Consider the following 26682-nt stretch of genomic DNA (forward strand, 5'->3'; position numbering starts at 1 on the left):
CATCGTGCTCGGGCACCAGGGCGGCGACGCGGTCGGGTACCGAGGCGCGGCCCGCACTGAGGTCTGCCATCGCCGGGGCCAGGGCATCGATCAGCAAGTCCGTGTCGAGCAGATCCTCGACCTGCGAGCGACCCAGAACCAGCATGCGCCTCAACCTCCTGTAGCCGCTCCTCCGGACAGCGACCGCACAGCCAAAGCGTTGACCGCCGGCCCCCGTCGCCCCAGCCACGACACGCCGCACTACACGCGCACGTTCATCCGTACGCGGCTGAGCACACAGCGTGCAGGCCGGCAACGGATTCTCCGGTGAGTTGACGGAAGTACTCCATCAAGCCACCGCACACGGTTGTGGCAGTCATTGACTCCCCGTCCGTCGAGGCCCGGCCGACTTCGGGGGGCCAGGTCGGTCATGCGCAGGCCGACGGAGCGGGTGAAGTCGTGCTGAGACATGCGAGTTGACCGGTAGTTCCAGCGCATGGAGGCGGCCCGCCGGCTGCTGCGCGGTGCGGGCCCCCTGAAAAGGCTTCCGCCCCTCCCCGCACTCCCCGGGGAGGGGCGGACATGAGCCAGGAAGTCGGCGGGCGGCCCCACTCCGCCCTGCCGACCCCTGGTACGAGATCGCCGGGTACCCCGCGTCAAGGGACTCGCACTCCCCAGTTGCGGTCACTTCAGATGCGCGCCGGCACTCTGCGACCCCGGTCCATCAGAACGTGAAGACGCTGCTGAGATAGGAGTTCTTCACGCACGAGTTGGCGAAGGTCTGCTCGTAGGAGACCCGTTTGCCCTGCCAGACGCCGTCCACGGTCACCACGACCGGGTCGTACTGCTTGGTGCACAGCACGTCGTCTCTCGCCGTCAGGGCGGTGACGTCTCCTCCGACGCCGCGCAGTTCGGCACAGGCCTGGGCCGGCGCCGGATGGGTGCCGGAGGCCGTCGGGGCGCACGACAGGGTGACGGCGCGCAGCGGCGTCGCGGTGGCGGCGCTGTCACCGTGGCCCACGGTGAGCACCAGGGCCGAGGGGGCGTAGAGCGAGGCGGGGACGGGGGACGGGTTGGCGAGGGCGGCGCCGGTGAGGGGTCCGCAGACGGCGGTGGCCGTGAGAGCGAGGGTCGCTGCCCAGCGCGCGGTGTTCCGCATTGTGTGCATCCTTCCGCTGGATTCGAGGGTGTGCCGGACGATTCCGGATGGGTGCCGGACCGGCGAGCGCGAGTCTGTCTGGTCCGCCGCCGAAAAACACCTCGACCCCACGCGTTTCGGTAACCTTCTGTATTCAATCAGTGGCGCGAAGTTACGGAATTCGAACGCGTAAACCCCGAAACTGAGCGGCCCTTGATCGCCCGATGCAGCCAACTGGCCGATTTCCGGCGCGTGATTAATAGGCCTGAAACATTCCGGTTGAGCTGTCGGCTGACTTCTTCCCGCCCCCTTGTGTTCATGGATCGTGCGAGTAATGGTCATTACATGATTACGACAGAGCAACAAGAGAAACTGCGCGGCTGGTTCGCCGGCCGGATGCCCGAGGACCTCTTCGAGGAGCCGGCCGAGCTCACGGTCGACCGCGAGGAGATCACCGTGATCGGCCGCATCCCCGAACCCCGGCTCGCCGAGGGCGCCTCGGACGCCGAGCGGGAGGCAGCGGTGCAGGGGCGGATCCAGGAGTTCCGGGAGCGCACCAGGGACGCGCGCGTCGAGGTGGCGCGCGAGGCCGAGCACCGCTTCCGGCGGAAGGTCTCCTGGGGTGTGGAGTGCGGCGGCGAGCGCGCCCTGTTCACCCACGTCGCCGCGCCCGTGATGACCCGGCTGCGCCAGCCCGAGCGCCAGGTGCTCGACACCCTGATAGCCGGCGGCGTCGCCCGCAGCCGCAGCGACGCCCTCGCCTGGTGCGTACGCCTGGTTCAACGGCACACCGACGACTGGCTCACCGAACTGCGGGACTCCCTCGAACACGTCCAGCGGGTGCGGGCCCAGGGCCCGGACACCGAACCGGAGGACGCCGCACCGAAGGCTCCGACGGACGACGAGTGAGGGACCATTCGTACAGTTCCGGCGCGGAAGATGGATGAACCCCTGGCGCTGCTGCGGCCGTTCCCCGAACCGCGGGCGGCCTACGGGCCTGAGGCGTCGTCAGTGCATTCGGTTACCTTGCTGCCATGACTGAATTCGTTCTGGTGGCGGGTGCCAAGCTGGGGGCGTGGGCCTGGGAGGACGTGGTGCCCGAGCTGCGGTCGGCCGGGCACGGCGCGCATGCGCTGACACTGTCCGGCCTGGCCGAGAGGCGAGGCACACCGGCCGGGCTGCAGACACATGTGCAGGACATCGTCGACGAGGTGGAGCGCCTCGACCTGCGGGACGTCGTGCTGGTCGGGCACAGCTACTCCGGGATACCCGTGGGGCAGGCGGCGGAGCGGATCGGCGACCGGCTGAAGCGGGTGGTGTACGTCGACGCGAGCGTCCCCGCGGACGGCAAGTCGTTCCTGTGGGGCTGGGACAGCGACGGGGTACGGGCGGCGATCGCGGAGAACGGCGGCTTCTGGCGGCCCTTCTCGGCGGAAGACCTTCAGGGGCAGGGTCTCACTGACGAGCAGGTCGCCCGGATCGTGTGCGGCGCGACCGCCCACCCGGGCGCCTCGCTCACCGAGCCGGCGGCCCTGACCCGCTCCCCCGCCGAACTGCCGACGACCTACGTCAAGTGCCTGCTGGACGGGCCCGAGCCGGGCGACGACGTGGCCGAGCTCCTCAAGAGCGAGCGGTGGCGGCTGGTCGAGCTGGACACCGGTCACTGGCCGATGTTCTCGCGGCCCCGCGAACTGGCCCGCATCCTGCACGAATCGGCCGTCTGACCCCGAGTCCCCACCCTGCCTACCCGCCGGTATGGTCAGCGTGCAGCGCGTTCTCAGCGACGAGAGGCGGGACCACCTCATGGCCAAGCACTGGGCGGACTTCCAGTACGAGATCTATCTCAACGGGATGACGGGCGCCGTCCCGCGGCTGCCGACTGATCTGACCCGGCTGGAGGAGCTGACCGAGCAGCGGCTCGGCCCCGGACCCGTCGGCTATGTCGCGGGCAGTGCGGGCGACGGCAGCACGGCACGCGCGAACCGGGCCGCGCTCGAGCGGCGCCGGATCGTGCCGCGGATGCTGCGGGACGTGCACGAGCGGGACCTGTCGGTGGAGGTGCTGGGCCGCGCCCTGCCCGCCCCGCTGGCGCTGGCGCCCGTCGGCGTGCTGTCGATCATGCACCCGGACGCCGAGCCGGCCGCCGCCCGGGCCGCCGCCGCGCAGGGGGTGCCGTACATCCTGTCCTCGGCGTCCAGCACGCCCATGGAGCAGGTCGCGGAGGCCATGGGGGACGGCGAGCGCTGGTTCCAGCTGTACTGGCCCAAGGATGTCGAGGTGGCCCGCAGTTTCCTCGGCCGAGCGAAGGCGGCCGGGTTCACCGCGCTGGTCGTCACCCTCGACACACCGTTGCTGTCCTGGCGTCCCCGCGACCTCGACCAGGCCTATCTCCCCTTCCTGCACGGCGTGGGCACCGCCAACTACTTCTCCGACCCGGCCTTCCAGGCGGGCCTCGCCAAGCCGGTGCACGAGGACCCGAACGCGGCCGTGATGCACTTCGTCGGCATGTTCTCCGACCCCGGCAAGAGCTGGCCGGATTTGGCGTTCCTGCGGGAGAACTGGGACGGCCCGATCGTCCTCAAGGGCATCCTGCACCCGGACGACGCCCGGCTCGCCGCCGACGCCGGGATGGACGGCGTGGTCGTCTCCAACCACGGCGGCCGCCAGGTGGCGGGTTCCGTCGCGGCCGCGGACGCGCTGCCGCGGGTCGCCGATGCGGTCGGCGACCGGCTCACCGTGCTGTTCGACAGCGGCGTCCGCACCGGCGACGACGTCTTCAAGGCCCTCGCACTCGGCGCGCGGGCGGTGCTGCTCGGGCGGCCGTACGTGTACGGGCTCGGGCTCGACGGGCAGCCGGGCGTCGAGCATGTGATCCGTTGCCTGCTCGCCGAGTTGGACCTCACGCTCGCCCTGTCCGGGCACGCCACCCCCACCACGATCGGCCCCGCCGACCTCATCGAGGAATCCGCATGACCACCGACCCGAAGAACGTGCTCGCCGTCATCGCCCCGCACGTCGGTGGCCGCACCGCCGGTGCCGGGCTCGCCACCCTCTTCCCCACCGAGGCGGACGTCACCGTCGTCGAGGCGGCCGACGAGGACCCGGCAGCCCTGCGCAGGGCGCACGTGATCATCACCGCACTCGCCCCCGTGAGCGCCGAACACCTCGCCGCCGCACCGGACTTGGCACTGGTTCAGTGCGCGAGCCACGGCTTCGACTACGTCGACGTGGAGGCCGCCCGCGGCCGCGGAGTGAAGGTGGCCAACATCGGCTCCAGCGGCGCCGAGTCGCAGAACGTGGCCGAGCAGACCTTCGCCCTGATGCTCGCGCTGGCCAAGCAGCTGATCCCGGCGCACACCGCACTGGTCGAGGCCGACTGGGCACTCCCCCGGCTCCAGCGCTCCCTGACCGAGCTGTGCGGCAAGACACTGGGCATCGTCGGGCTCGGCAACATCGGGCAGGAAGTCGCCCGCCGCGCGGTCGCGTTCGACATGAACGTCGTCTACGCCGGCCGCCGCAGGCTGCCCGAGGAGACGGAGGCCCGGCTGGGCGGGGCCCGTCATGTTCCGCTCGACGAGCTGCTGCGCACGGCCGACTACGTCTCGCTGCACGCGCCGCTCACCGGCGAGACGCGGAACCTGCTCGACGCCGAACGGCTCGCGCTCCTCAAGCCGACGGCGTTCGTCGTCAACACGGCGCGGGGCGCCCTCATCGACCAGGACGCCCTCGCGGACGCGCTGGAGAAGGGCGCCCTGGCCGGGGCGGGCATCGACGTCTTCGACCCCGAGCCGCCCACCCCGGCCCTGCGCCTGCTCAGGGCCCCGAACGTGGTGCTCTCCCCGCACGTCGGCGGCGTGACCCGCGAGACGCTGATCCGCATCGCACTGGCCGCCGTGCAGAACGTGACCGGGTACCTGGCGGGCGGGGAGCCGAAGGACGTCGTGAACTGAGCGCGCTCACCGTGGCGTTCCGAACCCGGTCACGAGATCCGCTCCGCCAGCTCGGCGGGCCGCACCGCCGGCGTGCGGGTGCCCGTGATCGACAGTGAGCCCGGACTGGCCGACGTCGCGGTGTCGGCCAGCCAGCGCTGTGCCGGGGAGTGGTCACGGACCTTGACGACGATGTCCGCGCCCGGTTCGGCGGCGGTGGAGGCGAGGGCGAGCTGCTCGTCCCAGCGGGGCAGCAACTCCCCCTGCACGGTGAGGTCGTAGCGCACGTCGTTGCCCCGTCCGCCCTTCTCGGCGGCACACTTGCCGAGGACGACCACGCCCGCGTCCACGTGCGAGTCCAGGCACAGCGTGGCGTCGGCCGCGCTCTGGAGGAGCCCGTCGCCGTCGTACGACCACAGCTGGGTGGGGACGTCCGCGCACGTCGCCAGTTCGGCCGCGGCCCCCGCCTGCACGGTGCCCTTGATGTCGAGGCAGAGGCCGGCGCCGGCGTTGCGCAGCCTGGACTGCCCCGGTATCGCGGGGAGTTGGGCGGTACCCGGCGACGAGTGGGCGGTCACACCCGGCGCCGAGCCTCCTCCCGCGCTGTTGGAGGCGGCCGGGTCGACGCCGTCGTCGGACGAGAACAGGCCGGTCATGAACACCGTCACGAGCAACCCCGCCGAGACGACGCCCACTCCGGTGAGCAGCGCCCGCGAGTTCCCCGGCATGCCCGGAGGCCGGCGGACGGCAAGGGGGATACGGGGCAGGACGCGCGAGCGCCCGCCGCCGTGCCGCGAGGTGCCGCGCGTGCGCGTCGCCTGCCCGGTACGGCCGGGACGGGAGTCGAGATAGCGGCGGGAGCCCCAGCCGAGCACGGCCTCGGCGAGGAGCACGCCCAACCCGCCCTCGAAATGGCTCAGTTGTTCGGCGGCGAAACGGCAGTAGCGGCACTGCGTCAAGTGCTGCTGGACGTCCGGCAGCAGGGCTCCGCCGCGGCGAATGGGAACGTCGAGGAGGCGGTTGTAGAACCGGCAATCCTTGCTCGGCGCGAGTTCCCGATGGGCCTGTACACAGCCTTCGCGGAATTTATCACGCGCCTGTTCGAGCGCGGCCGACGCGGTCTCGGTGTCCATACCGAGCAGGGCGGCCGGAACCGCAATCGGCTCGGCCTCGACCTCGACATGCCAGAGCAAACACCTGAGGAGTCCGGGAAGACCGAGGAATGAACGCTCGGCCAGCTTGCGATTTTCGGGCGTCATGGACTTCGCCGACCGCATACCGCGGCCACCGGCGGGTTTCTGCAACTCCGGCAGAACACCGGATATTCGGTCCTCCGCGGACCACACGCGAACCGTCTCCCGCACGGCCACGAGCAGCCGGGGACGCACCGCGAGCGCGGGTTCTCCCAGCGCCAGCCGGTCGAGGACCTGGTGGAAGGCAGCCGACGTCACCATGGAGGCGACCTCGGCCGTAGAGGCGAGGCAGATGGCCGCGTAGTCGCGGGCGGGCTGCCAGTGCCGAGCCATGAGCAGCGCGACGGTTTGGGCGACCTCGCCGTCGGGACGCCCCCTCAGCCGGGTGGCGAGGTTCTCGTCGGATTCTCCGGGAACCCCGCCGGGCGGCGGGTAAGGGGGGCGAGGTGGGTGGGGGGTGGGCACTGAGGGGATTCCTTCCCACGCGCAGGGGACACACAGGAGGGCGTGAATTCGGGAGTGTCCATTCGACCCGGTTTCCGATAGGGCGATCGACACCCGGTCATTACACCCCCCGCACGGGTAGTTCACCCTGGCACAGGACGCTCATGACCAACAAGGCACTCGGGCAACATCCGCATCTTTGAAAGATAGTCAGATACGGCGGCAACTCACTCCGGCCGCATGAGCTTTCGTCATTCCATGCGCCCCGTGTGAATCAGGCGCACGCGCCGGAGCACTGCGCACGCTCCCGGCGTGCGCCACCCCGTAGTGGACTGTGTAGCGGCCCTTCTCGGAGGCCCTGCGCAGGACGGCGGCTCTCCTGCGCAACACGGGCCGCCGGCCTTGTTCCTCCCGCCCTCGGCCGGCGGCCCCGGGGGCGGCGGGTTGCACCGGCTCGGTCGGCGGCCCTCAGATCTGCCAGGAGCGCAGCCGGTCGGCCGCGCCGTAGACGTCGGTCTTGGCGGACATCAGATCGCGGGCCAGGTCGACCAGGGCGCCGTAGGGCGGGTCGATGCCGACGCCGCTGACGAACATGTAGGCCACGGCGGTCGCGCAGGCGAAGCGGGCGTTGGCCGACGGCAGGGGCCGCAGCAGGGCGAGGGTGTGCAGCAGCGCGGCGGCGCGCCAGGCGGCGTCGGAGTCCACGCCGAGGCGCGGCGGGTCGACACGGTGGCGGGCGACGGCGGCGACCAGCGCGGAGAAGTCGTTGACGGTCGGCTGGTCCGGCAGCACCTCTTCATGGCGCTGCAGCAGCCAGGGCACGTCGATATGGATGACGGATGTCATCGGTCAGGCGACCCGCCCCTCACCGGTGTGGGCCGGTTCGTCGTCCGGGAAGGCGGCCGCGAACTCGTCGGCGTGGGCGGCGAAGAAGCGGCGGAACGCCTCCGCGCCTTCCTGCAGGGCGCGGTGGCGGGCTATGTCCGCGGCGGCGGCCTCGCGTACGAGTGCTTTCATCGACGTACCGCGTTCCTTGGCGATCTGCCGCAGGTCCTCAAGTTCACGATCGCTGAACTCGACATTCAGGGCTGGCATGCCTTCACGGTACCGCCGAGGTACTTACTCGTAAATACCCGCTGGTCAAAGCCCTCTATCCCGGTACCCGGCGGCGACGGCGGCAACCGAGGACCATGTCCGATATCCGCCGGTTCCACGTCGTGCGGCGCAGCAGACTGAAGGCCATGACGGCACACACGACGTACACGACGACCGACAGCCCGGTGGGTGAACTGCTGCTGGTGGGCGACGGGCACGCACTGTCCTCGCTCTCCCTGCCGGGGCAGCGCACCGCGCCCTTCGTCCGCTCCGACTGGCGGCGCGACGACGAGGCGTTCGGCGAGGCACGCCGGCAGCTCACCGCCTACTTCGAAGGCCGGCTCCACCGCTTCGACCTGGACATCGTGCCCGCGGGCACGGAGTTCCAGCAGCGGGTGTGGCGGGCACTCGACGAGATTCCGTACGGCACCACCACGACCTACGGCGAGCTCGCCGCGCGGCTGGACGTGCCGCGGGCCGAGATCCGGGCCGTGGGAGCCGCGATCGGCGCCAATCCGCTGCTGATCGTCCGCCCCTGCCACCGCGTGATCGGCGCCGACGGCTCGATGCGCGGGTACGCGGGCGGCGTCGAGCAGAAGGTGCGGCTGCTGACGCACGAGGGCGCGCTGCAGCAGACGCTCGCGTGACGGGACTCGCGTGACGGGAGGAGACCTCATGACGCTCACCCAGGCTCAGGCGCGCCGGCGTGCCGCGGACACCGACTGGGCGGCGCTGGCCGCCGAGCTGGACGTCCACGGCAGCGCGCCGACGGGGCCGCTGCTGACGCCCGCCGAGTGCCGTGACCTGGCCGCGCTGTACGAGAAGCCGGAGCTGTTCCGGACCACGGTCGACATGGCGCGGCACCGCTTCGGCTCCGGCGAGTACCGCTACTTCACCCACGATCTGCCGCCCGCGGTGTCCGCGCTGCGCGCCGCCCTCTACCCGCGCCTGCTGCCGGTCGCGCGGGACTGGGCGGCCCGCCTGGGCCGCCCGGCGCCCTGGCCGGACTCCCTGGAGGAGTGGCTGGAGGCGTGCCACGCGGCCGGGCAGGACCGCTCGGCGCAGATCCTGTTGCGCTACGGCGAGGGCGACTGGAACGCCCTGCACCGTGACGTCTTCGGCGACATGCTCTTCCCGCTCCAGGTGGTCGTCGGTCTCGACGAGTACGGCGTCGAGCACACCGGTGGAGAGTTCCTGATGGTCGAGCAGCGGCCCCGGGCCCAGTCCCGGGGCACGGCGACGGCGCTCCAGCAGGGCCGCGGGCTGGTCTTCACCACCCGGGACCGGCCGGTGCGCACCCGGCGCGGCTGGTCGGCCGCAGCGATGCGGCACGGCGTGAGCACCGTCCGCTCCGGCCGCCGGCACTCCCTGGGCATCGTCTTCCACGACGCGGCCTAGGACCCCTGGCCCTGCCGGACCGGCGCCCTACACCTCCACCCACAGCCCCCGGCGCCGGTAACTCGACTGCCAGAAGAGGCGGTTGAGCACGCGGACGGGCGGCGGCAGGGCGCCCAGGAAGGCGGTGCGGTCCGCCGCCGGGACCCCGTCGACGATCCACGGCACGAACAGCGCGGCGCCGCGCAGGCCCTGCGTCTCGCGCATGCGGCCGGTGAAGCCGGCCCAGTCGGCGGGCGTCAGGGCGTCCTGCATCAGCGGCAGGGCGCTGTCCTCCTCGTGTTCGAGGTGGTCGTCCAGGGTGGCCCCCAACGCCCGTACGAGATCGGGCAGTTCGGCGGCACCGTCGGCCAGTGCGCTGTCGACCGCCGCGAGCAGCGGGTCGATGCGGGAGTGTTCGGCCTCCATCTCGTCGAGCAGGGCGAGATCACGGGGGCGTCCTGCGAGGCGCTCCCGCAGCCGCGGCCACAGCTCGCTGTCCTCGGCGGTGTGGTGGATGTGCAGCTGGTGCTTGAAGTTCTCCCAGCCGGCGCGGACCGCGGGCGTGGCGGCCCGCCCCGCGGCGACGGCGGCCGCCAGCCGCTCCAGGTCGCGCCGGAACGCGTCGTGGGAGGCGTACATCGGTGTGAAGTCGATCGTCTTCTGTTTGCTGTCGGTCATCGAATGGCTTCTTCCCGTTCGGGTCTGTCACTCCCGTTCAAGAGGGCGGGGGGTCGGGCGACTGTGACGCGAGCGAGATTCGCTGAGACGTACGTCACATATCGGCCCTCCGATGTCACAATCCGCCCCCTCACCGGCCTCGAAGTAGTGAGCGCGTCACTGGGGAGGCACACGTATGTCCGATAGCTCTGTCGACGAGGCGACCGACGTCTTCATGGACCATCGCGAGCTGCTGTTCGGTCTCGTCTACAACATGCTGGGCAGCGTCGCCGACACCGAGGACGTGCTGCAGGAGACCTGGCTGTCGTGGACGGGCCGGGGCACCGCGGGGATCGCCAACCCGCGCGCGTACCTGGTCCGGATCGCCGTCAACCACGCCCTGCAGCGCCGCACCTCGGTGGCCCGGCGACGCGAGACCTACGTCGGCCCGTGGCTGCCCGAACCGCTGGTCGCCGACGACGCGGACGCCGGCGATCCGGCCCTGCGCAGCGAGTCCGTGTCCTTGGCGATGCTGGTGGTCCTGGAGTCCCTGACACCCCTCGAACGCGCGGTGTTCGTCCTGAACGAGGTGTTCGGGTACGCCCACACCGAGATCGCGGACATCATCGACCGCACCCCCGCGGCCGTACGCCAGCTCGCGCACCGTGCGCGCGACCACGTGCACGCCCGCCGGCCGCGCTACCGGGCGCATCCGCGGGTGCGGCGGGAGGCCACCGAGCGGTTCGTGCGGGCCGCGCTGGGCGGGGACATCGCGGAGCTGATGGAGATCCTGGCGCCGGACGTCACGGTGTGGACGGACGGCGGCGGCAACCGCAAGCCGGCGGGGCTGCGCCCGGTGCACGGCCGTGACAAGGCGGTCCGGCTGATCACTGGTTACGCGACCAGGGACGGCGCCCGGCACAGCGAACTCGACCTGCGCTACCGCCGCGTCAACGGCGACGACGCCGCCGTGCTGTTCGACGGCGACTCGCCGTACGCCGTCATGGTCATGGACCTCACGCCCGAGGGCGACCAGGTCAGCGGGATCTACATCGTCACCAACCCCGAGAAGCTCACGCACGTGCACAAGGAGGAGGAGTGACCGCCACCGGGACGCCCAGCAGGGGCGAGCGGGTCGCGGACTGGCTCGACGGCCGCCTCGGCATCCATTCGCTCGGCAGGAAGTACCTGCGCAAGGTCTTCCCCGACCACTGGTCGTTCCTGCTGGGCGAGATATGCCTCTACAGCTTCGTGGTGCTGATCCTCACCGGCGTCTACCTCACCCTCTTCTTCCACCCGTCGATGAACGAGGTGACGTACCACGGCAGTTACGTCCCGCTCAACGGCGTGCGGATGTCCGAGGCGTACGCCTCCACGCTCGACATCAGCTTCGACGTGCGCGGCGGGCTGCTGGTGCGGCAGCTGCACCACTGGGCGGCGCTGGTCTTCGTCGCCGCGATGGTCACGCACATGATGCGGCACTTCTTCACGGGCTCCTTCCGCAAGCCCCGTGAGATCAACTGGCTGTTCGGCTGGACGCTGCTGTTCCTGGGCCTGTTCGAGGGCCTCTTCGGCTACTCGCTCCCCGACGACCTGCTGTCCGGGACGGGCCTGCGCTTCGTCAACGGCGCCCTGCTGTCGGTCCCGATCGCCGGAACGTACCTGTCGATGTTCCTGTTCGGCGGGCAGTTCCCCGGCCACGACATCGTGGCCCGCTTCTACTCGCTGCACATCCTGCTGATCCCGGGCATCATGGCGGCGCTCGTCGTCACGCACGTCCTGCTGGTCGTCTACCACAAGCACACCCAGTTCGCGGGCCCGGGACGGACCCGGCGCAACGTGATCGGCGCCCCGTTCTACCCCGTGTACCTGGCGAAGGCCGGCGGCTTCTTCTTCCTGGTCTTCGGCACCCTCTCGATCGTCGCCTCGGTGGCGTCGATCAACCCGGTCTGGGTCTACGGCCCCTTCCGCCCCGACCAGGTCTCCACCGGCGCGCAGCCCGACTGGTACCTGGGCTTCGCGGAGGGGCTGGTGCGGGTCATGCCGGGCTGGGAGGTCACGCTCTGGGGCCACACCCTGGTGCTCGGCGTACTGATCCCGGTCGTGGTCTTCCCGCTGCTCCTCGTCTTCATCGGGGTCTACCCGTTCCTGGAGGCCCGGGTGACCCGCGACCGGCGCGAACACCACATCCTGGACCGCCCGCGCAACCGCCCCGTCCGCACCGCGATCGGCGCGGCCTGGATCAGCGTCTATCTGATCCTGCTGGCGGGCGGCGGCAACGACATCGTGGCGACCCGGCTGCACCTGTCGATCAACACGGTCACCTGGCTGGTCCGCGTCGCGGTGTTCGCCGTGCCGGCGCTCGTCTTCGCCGCCACCCGCCGTATCTGCCTGGGCCTCCAACTCCGCGACCGGGAACTGGTGTTGCACGGCCGGGAGACCGGAGTGATCAAGCGGCTGCCGCACGGGGAGTACGTCGAGGTGCACCAGCCGCTCGATCAGGCCGAGCTGCACACCCTGACAGCGCACCGGCGCGACCAGGGTGAACTCGTGGAGCGCGAGCCTCAGCCCTGATCCGCCACGAAGGACGCCATCCGGGCCAGGGCCGCGTTCCAGTTGATCGCGGTCTCGTTGGTCGACCAGGACTGGATGTCGTCGATGTAGCAGAACTGGCCGACGCAGCCCTGGAGTTTGCTCTGTGCGTAGGGGTCCTGGATGGACGAGTTCGGCCCGCCCGCGAGCGTTCCGCTCGGCGGGTTCGGGAGGTTCGGGTCGAGCTCGTGGGCGTACCAACGGCTGTGCTCGTTGTGCGAGTTGACCTCGCCGTAGCCGGTGACGTAGGAGATGTTGAGCGCGTTGCGGCCGAGGATGTAGTCCATGCTCTGGACCGCGCCGTCACGGTACTTCGGGGAACCGGTGATGTCGTACGCCGTCGCCAGGACGACCGCGTTGTTGAGGACCTGGTGGCTGGAGCCCCAGTCGTAGACGTTGTTGTCGGGGGCGTACGGCATGCCGTAGGGCTGTGACCTCAGGGTCGCCAGGTAGCGGTCGGCGCCCTCGACGACCGACCGGCGCACCTTGTCCCGTCCGGGCAGCTTGCTCGGTACGGTCGCGAGGTCCAGGCGTCCGGCGGCCGCCGTCCTGCCCCAGTCGAAACCGAGCGGGCCGAAGATGTCGGCGGTGTTCACGGGTGAGTGGGCGACGTAGTCCGCGAACTGCTTCTCCCCGGTGGTGAGATACAGCTCCGCGGCCGCCCAGTAGAACTCGTCCGTGGCATTGGTGTCGTCGTAGGTGCCGCCTCCGGTGCCGTCAGCGGGAGAGGCGTACATCGCGGGATGGGCGAGCGCCGCCGACCATGCCTTGCGGGCGGCGGTCAGGGCCTTGGCCGCGAAGGCGCGGTCGTAGGGCCGGTACAGGCGGGCCGCCTGGGCCGCCGTCGCCGCCAGGTTGAGGGTCGCCTGGGTGGACGGCGGGTGCAGTTCGCGCTTCTGCGGGTCGTCGCTCGGCAGCAGGGGCAGACCGGTCCACTGCGCGTCGTGGATCTTGTGGTGGGCCATGCCGGCCAGCGGCTGCCCGTCGGGCACCTGCATCTTGAGCAGGAACTCCAGCTCCCAGCGGGCCTCGTCGAGGATGTCGGGCACCTTGTTGCCGCTCTCCGGAACGGCGAGCGTGCCGTCCCGCAGCTTCCCCGACTCGCCCGTGCGGGCCAGGCGTTCACGTTCGTACGTGCTCAGCAGCTCCCAGGTGGCGATGCCGCCGTTGACGACGTACTTGCCGTGGTCGCCCGCGTCGTACCAGCCACCGGTGACGTCCAGCGTGTAGTCGCACACCCCGGGCTGGCAGGGGACGTTGGAGTCACCCTGGTTCGGCGCGACGTCGACATGCCCGGCCGCCCGGCCGTATCCCGGCCGCAGGTCGTCCCGTATCGCGATGCCGCTGCGCTGCGTGTAGTAGTACTTCACCGAGTCGAGCCGCAGCCGCTCGTACGCGCTCGTGCCGATGTCGAAGGGCCTGCTCGTCTCGCCGTCGGCGACCAGCGTGAAGCCCTTGCCCACCTGGCGGTAGGCGCCGAAGTCGATCGAGTGGACGTTCTGTCCCGAGGACACGTCGACCCCGCGCGGAACGGTCCAGCCGTGCGCGACCGTGGCGCCCCCGGCGTTCTTCAGCTGCCAGGGCAGCTTCGCGGTGGCGTCGGTGACCAGCGTGGCGTTCTTCGGTCCCGAGGGCAGGTAGGCGACCTGGTTGACGCGCACCCGCGGCCCGGTGTCCGGCGTGTACACCTCGGGCGGCACGCCGCCCAGCAGCGACACGTCGTCCATGCACATCCGCCAGCCGTCCGCGCTGCCACCGGCCTGGAGGGCGACCTGGCCCTGGGTGGTGTCGACGGGCGAGGTGAACGTGTACGAGTAGGTGTCGCCGGACGCACTGAGCTGCGGGCTCACCTCGAAGTAGGTGTCGTACGGCGCCACTTGGAGCCCCACGACGGCCCGCACCACATGGCCCTCGGGCGAACCGGACGCCTTGAAGCTGAACCGGTACGACTCACCCTTGACCAGGGTGACGTCGTTCTGGCCGACGGCTGCGTCCCAGCGGTTGGCGGTGCCGCCCGGGACGTCGGCACAGAGCCGGCCGTCGGAGAGACCTGCGGTGACGTTGGCGGTCGTCCACCAGGGGGCGGTGGTGGTGTCGAAGGTACCGTTCTTCAGCTGCTCGACCTCGTCCGCCGCGGCCGGACCGGCAGGCAGCGCGGTGAGCGCCGCTCCCAGCAGGGCGACGATGGTCAGCAGCGTGGTTCTGCGTCGTTTCACGCCTGGGCTCCTCGGGCGGAGGGACGGGTGACGCTCGCCGATTGCGATGGGAGCGCTCCCAGAAGCGGACGCAGCACATGCTTGTTGGCGCCATGACACCCGTCAACGGTCCGGACGGGACTGGTTTTCCCGTCCGGACCGCGAAGGCCGGTCAGCCGCCGGGCGCCGCCAGCTTGCTGATGCGCACCGCCCCGGCGACCTCGCCCGGGTGAGCGCTGGTCAGCGTGAGGCGGAGCCGGGAGCCCCGCGCCGCGTCGAAGGTGACGACCGTCGGCGCGTCCGAGGCGGCGGCCCAGTCGACGGCCGCTCCGGTGACGGGCACGTACCGGCGGCCGTCCCACACGGCGGCCTCGACGGCCGAGGGCAGGCTGTGCGTCGCGTCCACGGTGAAGGAGACCTCCACCCGGTCGAAGCCGCGGGCCCGCCCGTAGTCCACCGAGACCCAGTCCTCCTTGCGGGCGCCGTTGAACGCGGGGAGCAGGGCCGTGGCCGATTTGGCGAAGGCGTTGGACCAGCCGGTGGCCGCGTCGCCGTCGAGCATCGCCGCGGGCAGCGTGTCCGGGCGCCCGGAGTAACTGGAGTCAGCGAGCGGGTAGTTCTGTGCGGCCGGGTGGTCCGGCTTGAACACGGCCGCCGGGGTGGTCGCGGGCGAACGGGCCTCCGTGGTGTGCACGGTCGCGGTGCCGGTCCGCAGCCCGTCCGCGCGGGCGGTCACCTTCAGGCCGCCGGCCTTCGTGCCGGAGCGCACGATCGCGAGCGCCTTGCCGTGGAAGGCGGTGCGGGTGGTGGCCTGGTAGCGCTCGGCGCTCTCCTCCCTGCCGTTGTCGAGGCCCGCGAGCGAGCCGCCCTTCACGTCGAACGTGATCAGGTGCTCGGCGTCGGGTACCACCACGCCGTGCGCGTCGACCACGTCCGCGGTCACGAAGACCAGCGAACGCCCGTCCGCGGCAACGGAGTTGCGGTCGGCGGTGAGGCGTACGGCATGCGGCTCACCGGCCGTGCGCAGCACGTCCGTGGCGACCGCCTTGCCGCCGCGGCGGGCCACCGCCTTCAACTCGCCCGGCTCGAACGGCACTTTCCAGATCAGGTGGAGCTTGCCCGCGCTGCCGTTCGGGCTGGTGTAACTGCCGGGGTAGGGGCCGGTGGTGAAGGTTTTGTCGTCTCCGGTCGCCTCCGTGGTCTCCAGATACGTGCGGCCGTCCGTGGTCTTCTTGGTGTCGAAGCCGCGCGTGCCGAGGGACCTGCCGTTGAGGAACAGCTCGACGGTGTCGACGTTGGAGTACGCCCACACCTCGACCGTGTCGCCCGTCTCGTGGTTCCAGCTCATCGGCAGCAGATGGACCATGGGCTCGCCGGTCCACTGGCTCCGGAACAGGTGGTACATGTCCTTGGGGAAGCCCGCGGTGTCGACGGCGCCGAAGAAGGACGCCTTCACGGGGAAGACGTTGTACGGCGTCGGCTCCCCGATGTAGTCGATGCCCGACCACAGGAACTGGCCCGCGAACCACTTCCGGTCCCGGTCCTTCTTGTGCCCGTACTCCCCGCTCATGGTCCAGGAGGCGAGGTTGTTGTCGAACGAGGAGGTCGCCCGCCGGCCCGGGGTCTGGTTCTCCCCGGTGTTGAGGTGCTCGGGCTCCTGGTACGTCGAACGCGTCGAGGTCTCGGAGGAGGACTCCGACTCGAAGAGGAACAGGTGCGGGTAGGCCGCGTGCAGGGAGTCCACGGACTTGGCCGTGTTGTAGTTCAGGCCGAGCCCGTCGAGCTTGGCGAGCATCAGGTCGGCCGCGGAGCCCTTGGCGGGTACGGAGCGGTACTTGTCCGAGCCGATGACCAGGGGCCGGGTGTCGTCGGCGGCCCTGATCGCGCTGATGATGCGGTCGGCCATCGCGAGGCCCGCGGTGGAAGTGGAGTCGGGGATCTCGTTGCCGATGGACCACAGCACCACGGCGGGCGAGTTGCGGGCCGCGAGCACCATTTCGGTGGCGTCCTTCTCGCACCACTCGTCGAAGAAGCGGCCGTAGTCGTACTTCGTCTTGCCGGTCCGCCAGCAGTCGAACGCCTCCACCATCATCACGATGCCCAGCTCCTCGCAGACCTGGATCATCTGCGGCGAGGGCGGGTTGTGCGAGGTGCGGAAGGCGTTCACGCCCATCGACTTCATGATGGTCATCTGCCGGCGTACGGCGTCGATGCTGATCGCCGCGCCGAGCGCGCCCTGGTCGTGGTGCAGGTCGACGCCCTTGATCTTGCTGTGGGCGCCGTTGAGGTGGAAGCCCTCGTCCGGGTCGAAGCGGTAGGTGCGGATGCCGAAGACGGTGCGGTAGGTGTCGACGGTCTTGCCGCCCACGCGCAGTTCGGTCTCCACCGTGTAGCGGTGCGGTGCGTCGAAGTCCCACAACTTGGGCTTGGCGACGGTGAGTTCGTGGGTCTCGGCCGTCTTGTCCGTGACACCCACCGTGCTCGCGGCACGGGCCACCGTCCGCCCGCCGGGGTCCTTGACCGTCGAGCGGATCTCGACCTGGCTCGCCGCGCCGGACTCGTCGACCACGGAGGTCCGCACGCGGACGACGGCCCGCTCCGCGCTGACGTCCGGTGTGGTGACGTAGGTGCCCCAGCGTTCGACGTGCACCGGCTCGGTGACGACGAGGCGCGCCTCGCGGTAGATGCCGCTGCCCGAGTACCAGCGGCTGCTGGGCAGTTGGTTCTGCACCTTGACCGCGATGACGTTCTCGGTGCGGCCGTCGGTGTGCAGCAGGCCGGTGACGTCGAAGGCGAACCCGGTGTAGCCGTAGGGGTGCCGGCCGGCCTGGGTGCCGTTGCAGTAGACGTAGGAATCCATGTAGACGCCGTCGAACTCCACCGAGATCCGCTTGCCGGCGAAGGACGGCGGCAGGGTGAAGGCGAGGCGGTACCAGCCGAGGCCGCCGGGCAGGAAGCCGGTGCCGCTGGTCGTGCCGTGCTCGGTGGAGGGCGTCTGCTCGATGCTCCAGTCATGGGGCACCGCGACCTCGCGCCAGGCCGAGTCGTCGTAGCCGGGGTCGGCTGCCTGGGCGTAGGCGCCGGTGGGGTCGGTGATCCCGTCGGAATTGACCAGCGCGAAGCGCCAGCCGTCGCGCAGGGCGACGGTGCGGCGGCCGGATCCGCCCGCGGCGGCCTCGGCGGCCCGTGCCACCGGACTGCCGACCAGTGCTCCCGCCGCCGGCGCGGCGGTGGAGGCGATCAGGACCGATCTTCGCGTCACTGTCATGGAGCTCCCTCTCATCAGGGCCCAGAAGTACTCACAATTGATCGTGAACAAACAGATTCTTTCGCCGGGTCACACGCGGCCGTCAAGGGTGCGGCGCGGTACTCCTGTCCCGTGGGCCACAACATCCCGGTATGCGCTTTCTACCGGCCCCCCGGATGCCCTGGGGTTACCGTCCCGCGAACACGCCGACGGACTACGCTGGAACTCAAGTGACGTGCTTGTTCACTGTGAGTGTGCGCGATGGAGTGGCGACGATGAGTCCGGTCAACCCGTTCGACGATGCCGGGACGGCGCGCGCGGTCGTCGACGAGGGGGGCACACTCGTCGGGTGGAACGCCGGCGCGGAGCGTCTGCTGGGCTGGACGGCTGCCGACGCCGTGGGACGGCCCGCCGCCGAGTTCCTGGTCGGCGAGGCCACGGGCGCGGTCTTCGACCCCGAGGCGCTGCGCTGGCACGGCCTCGTCACCCTGCGCCACCAGGACGGCGGCTCCGTCTCCGTCTGGCTGCTGGCCCACCGCACCGAGCCCGACGGCGGCGGACCCGCCGAGTGGCTGGTGGTCAGTCCCCTCGACGGCGATCTGCGGCACCCGGCCGACGACCCGCTGGAGCAGGCGGGACTGCTCCAGTCGCCCTGCGCCGTCGCGATCTGCGACGACCGGCTCCGGCTGCGCCGGATGAACGACGTCATGGCCGAGGTGCTGGGGCTGCCGGAGGAGCACGTACGGGGGCTGCGGCTGCCCGAGGTGAGCGGCAGGCCGCAGAGCGCCGAGATCGAGCGCCATCTGCGCCGCGTCCTCGCCACCGGGCAGGGCCACGACGTGCAGACGTATGTGCCGATCGGCATCAACGGGCGGATGAACGCCTGGCTGGCCCGCATGTCCCCGATCACCGACGCTGTCGGCAAGGTCCGGGGCGTGTGCCTGGCCGCCCACGACTTCTCCGAGCAGTACCGGGCCCGCGAGCGGCTTCAGCTCGTCAACGAGGCGAGCGTCCGCATCGGCACCACCCTCGACGTCACCCGGACCGCCGAGGAGCTGGCGGAACTCTGCGTGCCCGCCCTCGCCGACTTCGTCAGCGTCGATCTGCTGGACCCGCAGGACCCCGGGGGCGAGGCGTTCGCCGGACGGCCCACCGCGCCGGTCGCCCTGCGCCGCACCGCGCACCTCTCCATCAATCCCGGCACGCCCGAGGCGGTGGTCGAGATCGGGCACGTGGACCTCTACCCGACGCCCTCCCCGCAGGCCGATCCGCTGCTGGCGGGCCACTCCATCGTGGCGACGACCGAGGCCGACGACCTCGCGCAGTGGCTCACCTGGGACCCCCGGCGCCTGGAGCGGATCAAGGAGTACGGCATCCACTCGACGATGTCCGTGCCGATCCAGGCCCGTGGTCTGACGCTCGGGGTGGCGGTCCTGTGCCGGTTCCGGCGCCAGGACGGGTTCACGCCCGACGACGTGCTGCTGGCCGAGGAGGTGACGGCGCGCGCCGCCGTCTGCATCGACAACGCCCGCCGCTACTCCCGGGAGCGGGAGACGGCCCTCGCGCTGCAGCGCAGCCTGCTGCCCCGCTCGCTGCCGGCCACGGCCGCGGTGGACGCCGCCTCCCGCTATCTGCCGGCGGCGCGCGCGGGGGTGGGCGGCGACTGGTTCGACGTGATCCCGCTGTCCGGCATGCGGGTCGCCATGGTCGTCGGGGACGTCGTCGGTCACGGCGTCCAGGCCTCGGCGACCATGGGCCGGCTGCGCACCGCCGTGCGCACCCTCGCCGACATCGACCTCGCCCCCGACGAGCTCCTGACCCACCTCGACGACCTGGTCGTCCGGCTGTCCGCGGAGGCCGGGCACGAGGGCAGCCCCGGCGAGGTCGGCGCCACCTGCCTCTACGCCGTCTACGACCCGGTCTCGCGGCGCTGCACGCTGGCCCGGGCCGGGCATCCGACGCCGGTCGTGATCCCGCCGGGGGGTGCGCCGCGGCAGGTCGACCTGCCGGTAGGACCGCCGCTCGGCCTGGGCGGGCTGCCCTTCGAGTCCGCCGAGTTCGAGCTGCGCGAGGGCAGCGTGCTGGCGTTCTACACGGACGGGCTGATCGAGTCCCGCGAGCGGGACGTGGACGCCGGTCACCGGCTGCTGTGCGAGGCCCTGTCGACGTCCTCGGACTCGCTGGACGAGACCTGCGACCGCGTCCTGCACCGGCTGCTGCCGACCGGCGGCGCCCCCGACGACGTGGCCCTGCTGCTCGCCCGCACCCGGGGGCTGCCCTCCTCGCAGGTCTCCACCTGGCACATCCCCGCCGACCCGGCGCTCGTCGCGCCCATCCGCAAGCAGGTCGTCGAGCAGCTGGAGCGATGGGGGCTGCAGGAGGCATCGTTCACGGCCGAGCTGGTGGTCAGCGAGCTGGTCACCAACGCGATCCGGTACGGCGCCCACCCCATCCGGCTGCGCCTGATCCACGACACGGCCACCCTGATCTGCGAGGTGTCGGACACCAGCCACACGGCTCCCCATCTGCGCCGCGCCAAGACCTGGGACGAGGGCGGGCGCGGTCTGCTGCTGGTCGCCCAGCTCACCCAGCGCTGGGGCAGCCGGCACACGGCGGAGGGCAAGACGATCTGGTCGGAGATCGCTCTGCTGGACGAGGGCTGACGCGCGCCGGTCTGCCGGGGCGTCAGGACGCTTCGGTCAGCCAGGGCCTGACCTGCTTGCGCGCCTCGTGCAGCCGTGACTTGAACGTCCCGAGCGGGATGCCGGCGCGCTCGGCCGCCTCGGCGTAGTCGAGCTGGCAGATGTCGCGGTACACCAGCGGCTCGACGAGCTGGGGATGCTCGCGCTCCAGCCGGTCCAGCGCATCCAGCAGGTCGAGCCGGGAACCTGCGATGACGCTCGTCGTGCGCGGGTCGACGTGCCGCTCGGTGTCGATCGCCACCGGCTGCTCGGCCGCGCGCCGCTTGAGTTCGCGGTACTTCTGGCGGCAGCAGTTGGCGACGACCGTGTAGAGCCAGGTGCTGAAGCGGCTGCGCCCCTGGAAGGTGGTGATCTTCCGGGCGACCTGGAGCAGGACGTCCTGCGCGGCCTCCTCGGCGTCCTCACGACAGGGCAGGAAGCGGGCGCAGCGCCGCAGGACCTCGGGGCTGATCGCCTGGAGCAGCTCGTCCAGGGCCGTCGCGTCGCCCCCGGCGGCGCCACGGGCCAGGTCCTCGGTCGGCGCGACCAGGGGCTCTCCTCGGAAACGATCCACGGCCAGGCATGATAGTCGTATGCATTCCGTCGAGCGCATCGGGCGCTACCGCCTCGAACGGCGCCTCGGCGCGGGCGCGTTCGGCACGGTGTGGCTCGCGCACGACGACGAGCTCGAGGCCCCGGTGGCGGTCAAGGTCCTCGCCGACAACTGGTCGCACCGGCTCGACGTCCGTGAGCGGTTCCTGGCCGAGGCGCGGATGCTGCGCCGGGCCAATTCGGACCGGATAGTGCAGGTCTACGACATCGGTGAACTGCCCGACGGCAGGCCCTACTTCGTGATGGAGTACGCCGACGGCGGCACCCTCGCCGACCTGGTGGCCGACGGCCCGCTGCCCGTGTCCGAGGCGCTGCGCCTGACCGCGCTGGCCGCCCGCGGCGCGGCCGCGCTGCACGCGGCGGGGATCGTGCACCGCGACATCAAGCCGAGCAATGTGCTGCTCTGCGCGTCTCCCGGCGACCCCGCCGGCGTGTCGCGGGTGCTGCTCGCCGACCTCGGGCTGGCCAAGAGCCTGGCGCAGGCCTCGGGTCTGACCCAGGCCGCCGGCTCGGCGGGGTACCGGCCGCCCGAGCAGGCCGAGCCGGGCGCGGGCATCGACGCCCGCGCCGATGTCTACAGCCTGGGCGCGGTCGGCTACCACCTGGTCACCGGCACCGTTCCGGGTGCGCCCGGCAAGGTGGTGCGGCCCGACCGGGTGCGCCCGGATCTGGCACCCGCGGTCCGGCGGGCGCTGATGCGGGCGCTGGCACCGGACCGCAGGCGGCGCTGGCCCGGCGCCGAGGCTCTCGCCCAGGAGCTGGAGCGGCTCGTCGCCTCCGGCCACCGGCCCCGCAGGCGCCGTATTGCTGCCGCTCTGACCGGCGCCGTGGCCGCCGTCGCCGCCATCGGCGTGACGGCCTCGCTGGTGAACCGGCAGTCCCCGGCGCCGGACCTGCGGGTCGCGGACACCACCGGCCGGGTCGTCGCCGAGGTGCCCGGCGGCTGGGGCCGCCAGCTGCGCGACTCCGGGTGGGACCCGAAGGCGCTCGGCCTGCCCTCGGGGCACGAGCCGGGGCTCGCCGTCGCGGACCGCCTGACCAAGTGGCAGGACCTGGGGGCCGAGGTCAACGGCGTCTTCGTGGGGCTGAGCGAGCACGGCGACCTCACCGCCGCCGTGGACACCCTCACCCATCCCGCCTGCCACTACGACGGCGGCCGGGCCTACGACAGCGCCCCCTGGCGGGGCCGGGTGCGCACCTGGTCCGGCTGCCCGGGCGGCGGCTCGGTGACGGAGGCCGCGCTCGCCCCGGCGCACGGCAGCGCGCAGACTCGGGTGTACGTGCAGATCCGCCAGAGTGGCCGGGCCTCGGCGACCGGCCGTGTCCTCGGCTCCGTACGCATCGGAAGCTGACCGAAACCACACGCCCGGGTGAGAACTTTTCCGGCCTGCAGCGCATCCGAGATGTATGACGGGGCACAGAGCGCCGTACGCACATGCCAGGACGTATGCGTGGAATCTTTGGGAGTGTTGAGGAACATGACCATGAAGTCCCCCTCGGTCCACCGGGCGGCACTGGCCGCGAGCGCGGTCGCCGTGCTGGGCCTGCTGACGGCCTGCGGCAACAACGACGGCACCTCGGCGAGCTCTCCGCAGACCCTTTCCGGTACGGCCGCGCCCGCCACCGGAAGCCACGGCACCGACTCGGCGAGCCCGTCCGCCTCCGGGTCGCACCCCGCCGCCGGGGACACCACGCCGGCCACGGCCAAGCCGACCTCCACGGCCACGGCCCCGGCCAAGGGCGCGTCCACGCCGGCCGGCACCACCGGCGGCGGGCGCTGCCACACCTCCGAGCTGAAGGCGACCGTCGGGCGGAACAACCCCGGCGCCGGGCAGGAGAACTTCCCGATCGTCCTGACCAACACCTCCTCCCGCACCTGCACGGTGCGGGGCTACCCGGGCGCCGCGTTCGTCGACGGGTCGGGCCGGCAGATGGGTCCCGACCCGCAGCGCTCCCCGGGAACGCCGGCCACGGTCTCGTTGGCGCCGGGCAGGAGCGCCTGGGCCGGACTGTCGTTCTCCAACCCCGAGGTCAGCGGCGCCCACGCGGCCACCCCGGCCTCGCTGCTGGTGACCCCGCCGGACGAGCGCGACAGCCTCACCGTGAGGTGGCAGGGCGGCCAGGTGCCCGTGTCCGGCAACGCCTCCTCGGTGCGTCTGACGGTGTTCGGCCCCGGCACCGGCGCCTGAACGACCGGGGGGCCGGGCGGAATCCTCACCCGGACCTGTTTTCATTGAAGGTCCCCGCGCTGAACCACCCTGAAGGTCCCGGCGCAGAACCGCCGTGAAGGACCCGCCCTGAACACCCCGCTCGCCGAAACACTGTCCGTCGTCCTGCTCGTCGCCGTGCTCGCCTGGGCGGTGCTGCGCCCCAAGGGCCTGCCCGAGGCCGTGCTCGCGGTCCCGGCCGCCGGGCTGGTGATCGCCACGGGGGCGATCTCCCTCGGCCATGCGCGGGCCGAGGCCGCGAGCCTCGGCCCCGTCGTCGGGTTCCTGGCGGCAGTGCTGGTCCTGGCCCACTTCTGCGACGTCGAGGGACTCTTCCAGGCGTGCGGGGCGTGGATGGCGCGGCGGGCGGACGGGTCCCCGGAGCGGCTGCTCGCGGCGGTCTTCGTCCTGGCCTCGGTGATCACGGCAGTGCTCAGCCTGGACGCCACCGTGGTGCTGCTGACACCGGTGGTGCTGGCCACGGCGGCGCGGGCGGGGGTGCGGGCGAGGCCGCATCTGTACGCGTGCGCCCACCTGTCCAACACGGCCTCGCTGTTGCTGCCCGTCTCCAATCTCACCAACCTGCTGGCGTTCGAGACGAGCGGGCTGAGCTTCACCCGGTTCGCGGCGCTGATGGCGCTGCCGTGGCTGGTCGCGATCGGTGCCGAGTACCTGGTCTTCCGGCGCTTCTTCGCCACCGACCTGTCCCTCTCCGTCCGCTCCACCGAATCCGGCGAGGCGCCCGGGCTGCCCCTGTTCGCGCTGGTCACCGTGGGGTGCACGCTGGCCGGGTTCGTGGTGGCCTCGGCGGTCGGCATCGAGCCGGCCTGGGTGGCCGCCGCGGGCGCACTGGTACTGGCGAGTCGTGCGCTCGTACGGCGGCGGGCCAGTCCGCTGTCGGTGGTGCGGGCGGCGCAGCCGGCCTTCCTGGCGTTCGTCCTCGCGCTCGGCATCGTGGTGCGGGCGGTGGTCGACAACGGGCTCGCCGGCGCGCTCACCCATGTGCTGCCCGGCGGCTCGGGGTTCCTCGCGCTGCTGGGCATCGCCGCCCTGGCGGCCGTGCTGGCGAACCTGATCAACAATCTGCCCGCGGTACTCGTCCTGCTGCCGCTCACCGCCGCGGCGGGCCCCGGCGCGGTGCTGGCGGTGCTGCTCGGGGTGAACATCGGCCCGAACCTCACCTACGCGGGATCGCTGGCGACGCTGCTGTGGCGGCGCATCCTGCACCGGGACGGCCACGACATCCAGCTCGCGGAGTTCAGCCGGCTCGGCCTGCTGGCCACCCCGGCCGCGCTCGTGCCGGCCGTGGCGGCGCTGTGGCTGTCGCTCCAGGTGGCCGGCTGAGCGTCGCGGTCAGCGGCGGCCGCCACCGCCGTGTCCGTAGTGTCCACCGCCCCCGGAGCCGTCCCAGCCGCAGGAGTACGGGTCGTAGGAGCAGTACGGGTTCGCGGGGTACGAGGTCGTCGGCGTGGGCTGCGCGGTCGTCGGGGCCGCGGACGGCGTCGGCGTCGGGCTGCGTGTCCTCGACGCCTTCGGGGTGGGCTTGACCGAGGGAGACGGCGCGTGGCCGCCGTCGGCGTCCCAGTTGACCACCTGCATCTGGAGATCGGCCTTCGAGGTGTCGAACGCCCAGCGCTGGGCGTCGCTGCCGTCACGGTTCTTCGCGACCAGCGCGCCCGAGCCGTCGGTGGCGGCGGGGGTGAGCGCCAGGTCCTGGTTCCAGCGCGGCACCAGGGTGCCCTGGAGGGTGAAGTCGTAGCGGACGTTCTTGCCCTTCGGCTCGGAGTTGCCCGTGCACGCGACGAGTCGCACCGAGAAGCCGAGGTGGGAGTCGAGGCACAGACCGGGGTCCGTGACGCTGCGCAGGCGGCCGTCGGTCTCGTACGACCACTGCTGGACGCCCGCCGAGGAGCAGCCGGCGAGTTCGGTCTCGGCGCCCTGGACCGGCTTCTTGCCGACGACGGCGACGCACAGTCCGGACCCGAGGTTGCGCAGCCGGCCGCGCAGGGTGCCCTGGGCGCCCGTGCTGGTGCCGGCCCAGGACGGGTCGGCGGTCGGCGACTTCTTGCCCTGGCCGGGCGCCTCGGAGGGCTGCTTGCCGCCGGTCGTGGTGGTGCCGCCGGAGCCGAGGACGGACCACAGGACCAGCGGCAGGACGATCAGCCCGCTCACCGTCACGACGGCCAGTGCGAGGTTGCGGCGGCGTGCGGCGGCGCGGCGCCGGGCCGCCTTGTTGGCCGAGCGGCGGGAGGCGACGCGGCTCCCGGGGGGCGGGGCCGTCCGGGGCGCGGGGGCGAAGGGTTCGCCCGGTATCGGCGGGGTGGGGACCTCCGGGGGAAGCGGACCGGGGTCCTCGGGCCATGCGGTGCGGGCCTCCACGTAGGCCCGCGCGCCCCAGCCGAGCACCGCCTCGGCCAGCGCGAGGCCGAGTCCGTGGTTGAACTGGGCCAGCTGGTCGGCGGTGTGCAGGCAGTGCCGGCAGCGGGAGAGGTGGGCGCCGAGGTCGGGGTCGATGTCGGAGCCGCCGCGGCGGTAGGTCACGTCGAGCATCCGCAGGAAGCGGCGGCACTCCTGCTCGGGGGCGAGTTCGCGGTGGACCTGGAGGCATTCCTCGCGCAGCCGTTCGCGGGCCCGCTCCAGTTCGACGCGCGCGTCCTCCACCTCCAGGCCCAGCAACCCGGCGGGGACGTCCAGGGGTTCGGCCTCGACCTCGATGTGCCACAGCAGGCAGCGGGCCGACTGGGGCAGCCGCTGGAAGGCGCCGGAGAGCAGGCGGCGGCCGGGTGAGGGAAGCAGCAGGGCCGCGGCGCGTTCGACGCCCGCGCACAGTTCGGGATTCAGGTGTTCCCGTCTGTGGTCGTTGTCCCATTCCGCCGCGATGCGGCGCACGGTGACGAGGAGTTGGGGCCGCCAGGCGGAGGTGGGCCCGATCTGCCGCAGCGTTTCACCGAAAAGCCGGGTGAATGCGGCAGTTGTGAGCATTCCCGCGGAAGGGGCGCCGTCGGTGCACAGCCGCGCGTAGGCGAATCCGGCTTCCCAGTGGCGGTCCAGGAGTTCGCCGACGGGTTGCAGTGCGGGCGTCGTGCCCGTCCACTTCTTGAGTTCGGCGCTCAGCTGCTCGTCCGTCACGTCGAACCGGCGGTCGGACCTGGGGGAATTCGACAGGCCGGTGTGTTTCACGGCTGCATTCCTCTCGGGGGCTGCGGCATAAAGTCCATACCAACTGGTATGGGAACCCGGCGGAATTGTCCCTGGTCCGTGCGCCGACAGGGCACACCTTTGCACAGGTCAGGGACGCCCAACAAGAGATCACGCGGTTTTGTGCATTGCCTGCCC

The 26682-nt window shown here is 71.7% G+C and carries 21 protein-coding genes; 12 read left to right on the forward strand and 9 right to left on the reverse strand.

From position 1 onward, the window contains the following. Positions 1–703 precede the first annotated feature (703 nt). Complete coding sequence (locus ACIBN2_RS44695) at positions 704–1138, reverse strand: protease inhibitor (protein ID WP_399143528.1); 435 nt, start codon at positions 1136–1138, stop codon at positions 704–706. 324 nt (positions 1139–1462) lie between these two features. Here ACIBN2_RS44695 and ACIBN2_RS44700 point away from each other — a divergent pair, with 324 nt between their 5' ends. The 4 genes from ACIBN2_RS44700 (at position 1463) to ACIBN2_RS44715 (ending at position 5067) form a co-directional block, all read left to right on the forward strand. Then, entirely contained in the window at positions 1463–2026 is a 564-nt protein-coding gene (locus ACIBN2_RS44700; protein ID WP_399143529.1) for a hypothetical protein, read from the forward strand. 125 nt (positions 2027–2151) lie between these two features. Further along, complete coding sequence (locus ACIBN2_RS44705; RefSeq protein WP_399143530.1) at positions 2152–2841, forward strand: alpha/beta fold hydrolase; 690 nt, start codon at positions 2152–2154, stop codon at positions 2839–2841. Between the two features lie 79 nt (positions 2842–2920). Continuing rightward, positions 2921–4090, forward strand: a complete 1170-nt coding sequence (locus ACIBN2_RS44710) for a lactate 2-monooxygenase (protein ID WP_399143589.1) — start codon at positions 2921–2923, stop codon at positions 4088–4090. Next, positions 4087–5067, forward strand: a complete 981-nt coding sequence (locus ACIBN2_RS44715; RefSeq protein WP_399143531.1) for a 2-hydroxyacid dehydrogenase — start codon at positions 4087–4089, stop codon at positions 5065–5067. The genes ACIBN2_RS44710 and ACIBN2_RS44715 overlap by 4 nt, the downstream gene beginning before the upstream one ends. Positions 5068–5096: 29 nt before the next feature. On the opposite strand, the gene ACIBN2_RS44720 is transcribed toward ACIBN2_RS44715, so the two are convergent. From ACIBN2_RS44720 to ACIBN2_RS44730, 3 genes are all read right to left on the reverse strand, one after another. Further along, on the reverse strand, positions 5097–6704 hold the full coding sequence (locus tag ACIBN2_RS44720; RefSeq protein ID WP_399143532.1) for an RICIN domain-containing protein: 1608 nt from the start codon (positions 6702–6704) through the stop codon (positions 5097–5099). Positions 6705–7151: 447 nt separating this feature from the next. Next, positions 7152–7529 (reverse strand): toxin Doc, encoded by a 378-nt coding sequence (locus ACIBN2_RS44725; RefSeq protein WP_399143533.1) that lies wholly within the window; start codon positions 7527–7529, stop codon positions 7152–7154. Positions 7530–7532: 3 nt separating this feature from the next. Then, entirely contained in the window at positions 7533–7778 is a 246-nt protein-coding gene (locus ACIBN2_RS44730; RefSeq protein ID WP_399143534.1) for a hypothetical protein, read from the reverse strand. 146 nt (positions 7779–7924) lie between these two features. On the opposite strand from ACIBN2_RS44730, the gene ACIBN2_RS44735 reads away from it, so the two are divergent. Next, the gene (locus tag ACIBN2_RS44735; RefSeq protein WP_399143535.1) at positions 7925–8425 is read left to right on the forward strand and encodes a methylated-DNA--[protein]-cysteine S-methyltransferase; all 501 of its coding nucleotides are present in this window, start codon (positions 7925–7927) and stop codon (positions 8423–8425) included. Positions 8426–8453: 28 nt separating this feature from the next. Further along, on the forward strand, positions 8454–9176 hold the full coding sequence (locus ACIBN2_RS44740; RefSeq protein WP_399143536.1) for a 2OG-Fe(II) oxygenase: 723 nt from the start codon (positions 8454–8456) through the stop codon (positions 9174–9176). Between the two features lie 27 nt (positions 9177–9203). Here the strand turns inward: ACIBN2_RS44740 and ACIBN2_RS44745 are convergent, their stop codons facing one another. Then, positions 9204–9833, reverse strand: a complete 630-nt coding sequence (locus tag ACIBN2_RS44745) for a hemerythrin domain-containing protein (RefSeq protein ID WP_399143537.1) — start codon at positions 9831–9833, stop codon at positions 9204–9206. A 175-nt stretch (positions 9834–10008) separates the two neighbouring features. Between ACIBN2_RS44745 and sigJ the strand changes: the two genes are divergently transcribed. Beyond that, positions 10009–10914 (forward strand): RNA polymerase sigma factor SigJ, encoded by a 906-nt coding sequence (sigJ, locus tag ACIBN2_RS44750; protein ID WP_399143538.1) that lies wholly within the window; start codon positions 10009–10011, stop codon positions 10912–10914. Further along, the gene (locus ACIBN2_RS44755) at positions 10911–12386 is read left to right on the forward strand and encodes a cytochrome bc complex cytochrome b subunit (protein WP_399143539.1); all 1476 of its coding nucleotides are present in this window, start codon (positions 10911–10913) and stop codon (positions 12384–12386) included. Before sigJ ends, ACIBN2_RS44755 begins: the two co-directional genes overlap by 4 nt. Here the strand turns inward: ACIBN2_RS44755 and ACIBN2_RS44760 are convergent. Further along, complete coding sequence (locus ACIBN2_RS44760; protein WP_399143540.1) at positions 12377–14620, reverse strand: glycoside hydrolase family 9 protein; 2244 nt, start codon at positions 14618–14620, stop codon at positions 12377–12379. The genes ACIBN2_RS44755 and ACIBN2_RS44760 overlap by 10 nt on opposite strands. Positions 14621–14771: 151 nt before the next feature. Beyond that, entirely contained in the window at positions 14772–17867 is a 3096-nt protein-coding gene (locus ACIBN2_RS44765; RefSeq protein ID WP_399143541.1) for a glycoside hydrolase family 2 TIM barrel-domain containing protein, read from the reverse strand. A gap of 254 nt (positions 17868–18121) precedes the next feature. On the opposite strand from ACIBN2_RS44765, the gene ACIBN2_RS44770 reads away from it, so the two are divergent. Next, positions 18122–20509, forward strand: coding sequence for a SpoIIE family protein phosphatase (locus tag ACIBN2_RS44770; RefSeq protein WP_399143542.1), 2388 nt, complete (start codon positions 18122–18124; stop codon positions 20507–20509). 22 nt (positions 20510–20531) lie between these two features. Here ACIBN2_RS44770 and ACIBN2_RS44775 read toward each other — a convergent pair whose 3' ends face one another. Beyond that, complete coding sequence (locus ACIBN2_RS44775; RefSeq protein ID WP_399143543.1) at positions 20532–21101, reverse strand: RNA polymerase sigma factor; 570 nt, start codon at positions 21099–21101, stop codon at positions 20532–20534. Between the two features lie 19 nt (positions 21102–21120). Here ACIBN2_RS44775 and ACIBN2_RS44780 point away from each other — a divergent pair, with 19 nt between their 5' ends. The 3 genes from ACIBN2_RS44780 (at position 21121) to ACIBN2_RS44790 (ending at position 24690) form a co-directional block, all read left to right on the forward strand. Then, a complete protein-coding gene (locus ACIBN2_RS44780; RefSeq protein WP_399143544.1) occupies positions 21121–22491 on the forward strand; it encodes a serine/threonine-protein kinase in 1371 nt (456 codons plus the stop codon). 126 nt (positions 22492–22617) lie between these two features. After that, positions 22618–23328 carry a DUF4232 domain-containing protein gene (locus tag ACIBN2_RS44785; RefSeq protein WP_399143545.1) on the forward strand — a complete coding sequence of 237 codons (711 nt, stop codon included), beginning with the start codon at positions 22618–22620 and terminating at the stop codon, positions 23326–23328. Between the two features lie 108 nt (positions 23329–23436). After that, on the forward strand, positions 23437–24690 hold the full coding sequence (locus ACIBN2_RS44790) for an SLC13 family permease (RefSeq protein ID WP_399143590.1): 1254 nt from the start codon (positions 23437–23439) through the stop codon (positions 24688–24690). 9 nt (positions 24691–24699) lie between these two features. Here the strand turns inward: ACIBN2_RS44790 and ACIBN2_RS44795 are convergent, their stop codons facing one another. Beyond that, entirely contained in the window at positions 24700–26526 is a 1827-nt protein-coding gene (locus tag ACIBN2_RS44795) for an RICIN domain-containing protein (RefSeq protein ID WP_399143546.1), read from the reverse strand. Between the last annotated feature and the right edge of the window lie 156 nt (positions 26527–26682).

The sequence above is a fragment of the Streptomyces sp. NPDC050534 genome, assembly GCF_044457745.1.
Classification (GTDB): Bacteria; Actinomycetota; Actinomycetes; order Streptomycetales; family Streptomycetaceae; genus Streptomyces.

Bases quoted from the DNA above. Each gene is read 5' to 3' on its own strand.
- ACIBN2_RS44785 (WP_399143545.1), top strand. From the start codon at position 22,618: ATGACCATGAAGTCCCCCTCGGTCCACCGGGCGGCACTGGCCGCGAGC.
- ACIBN2_RS44700 (WP_399143529.1), top strand. From the start codon at position 1,463: ATGATTACGACAGAGCAACAAGAGAAACTGCGCGGCTGGTTCGCCGGC.
- ACIBN2_RS44740 (WP_399143536.1), top strand. From the start codon at position 8,454: ATGACGCTCACCCAGGCTCAGGCGCGCCGGCGTGCCGCGGACACCGAC.
- ACIBN2_RS44735 (WP_399143535.1), top strand. From the start codon at position 7,925: ATGACGGCACACACGACGTACACGACGACCGACAGCCCGGTGGGTGAA.
- ACIBN2_RS44715 (WP_399143531.1), top strand. From the start codon at position 4,087: ATGACCACCGACCCGAAGAACGTGCTCGCCGTCATCGCCCCGCACGTC.
- ACIBN2_RS44695 (WP_399143528.1), bottom strand. From the start codon at position 1,138: ATGCGGAACACCGCGCGCTGGGCAGCGACCCTCGCTCTCACGGCCACC.
- ACIBN2_RS44705 (WP_399143530.1), top strand. From the start codon at position 2,152: ATGACTGAATTCGTTCTGGTGGCGGGTGCCAAGCTGGGGGCGTGGGCC.
- ACIBN2_RS44725 (WP_399143533.1), bottom strand. From the start codon at position 7,529: ATGACATCCGTCATCCATATCGACGTGCCCTGGCTGCTGCAGCGCCAT.
- ACIBN2_RS44765 (WP_399143541.1), bottom strand. From the start codon at position 17,867: ATGACAGTGACGCGAAGATCGGTCCTGATCGCCTCCACCGCCGCGCCG.
- ACIBN2_RS44780 (WP_399143544.1), top strand. From the start codon at position 21,121: ATGCATTCCGTCGAGCGCATCGGGCGCTACCGCCTCGAACGGCGCCTC.
- ACIBN2_RS44770 (WP_399143542.1), top strand. From the start codon at position 18,122: ATGAGTCCGGTCAACCCGTTCGACGATGCCGGGACGGCGCGCGCGGTC.
- ACIBN2_RS44710 (WP_399143589.1), top strand. From the start codon at position 2,921: ATGGCCAAGCACTGGGCGGACTTCCAGTACGAGATCTATCTCAACGGG.
- sigJ (WP_399143538.1), top strand. From the start codon at position 10,009: ATGTCCGATAGCTCTGTCGACGAGGCGACCGACGTCTTCATGGACCAT.
- ACIBN2_RS44745 (WP_399143537.1), bottom strand. From the start codon at position 9,833: ATGACCGACAGCAAACAGAAGACGATCGACTTCACACCGATGTACGCC.
- ACIBN2_RS44730 (WP_399143534.1), bottom strand. From the start codon at position 7,778: ATGCCAGCCCTGAATGTCGAGTTCAGCGATCGTGAACTTGAGGACCTG.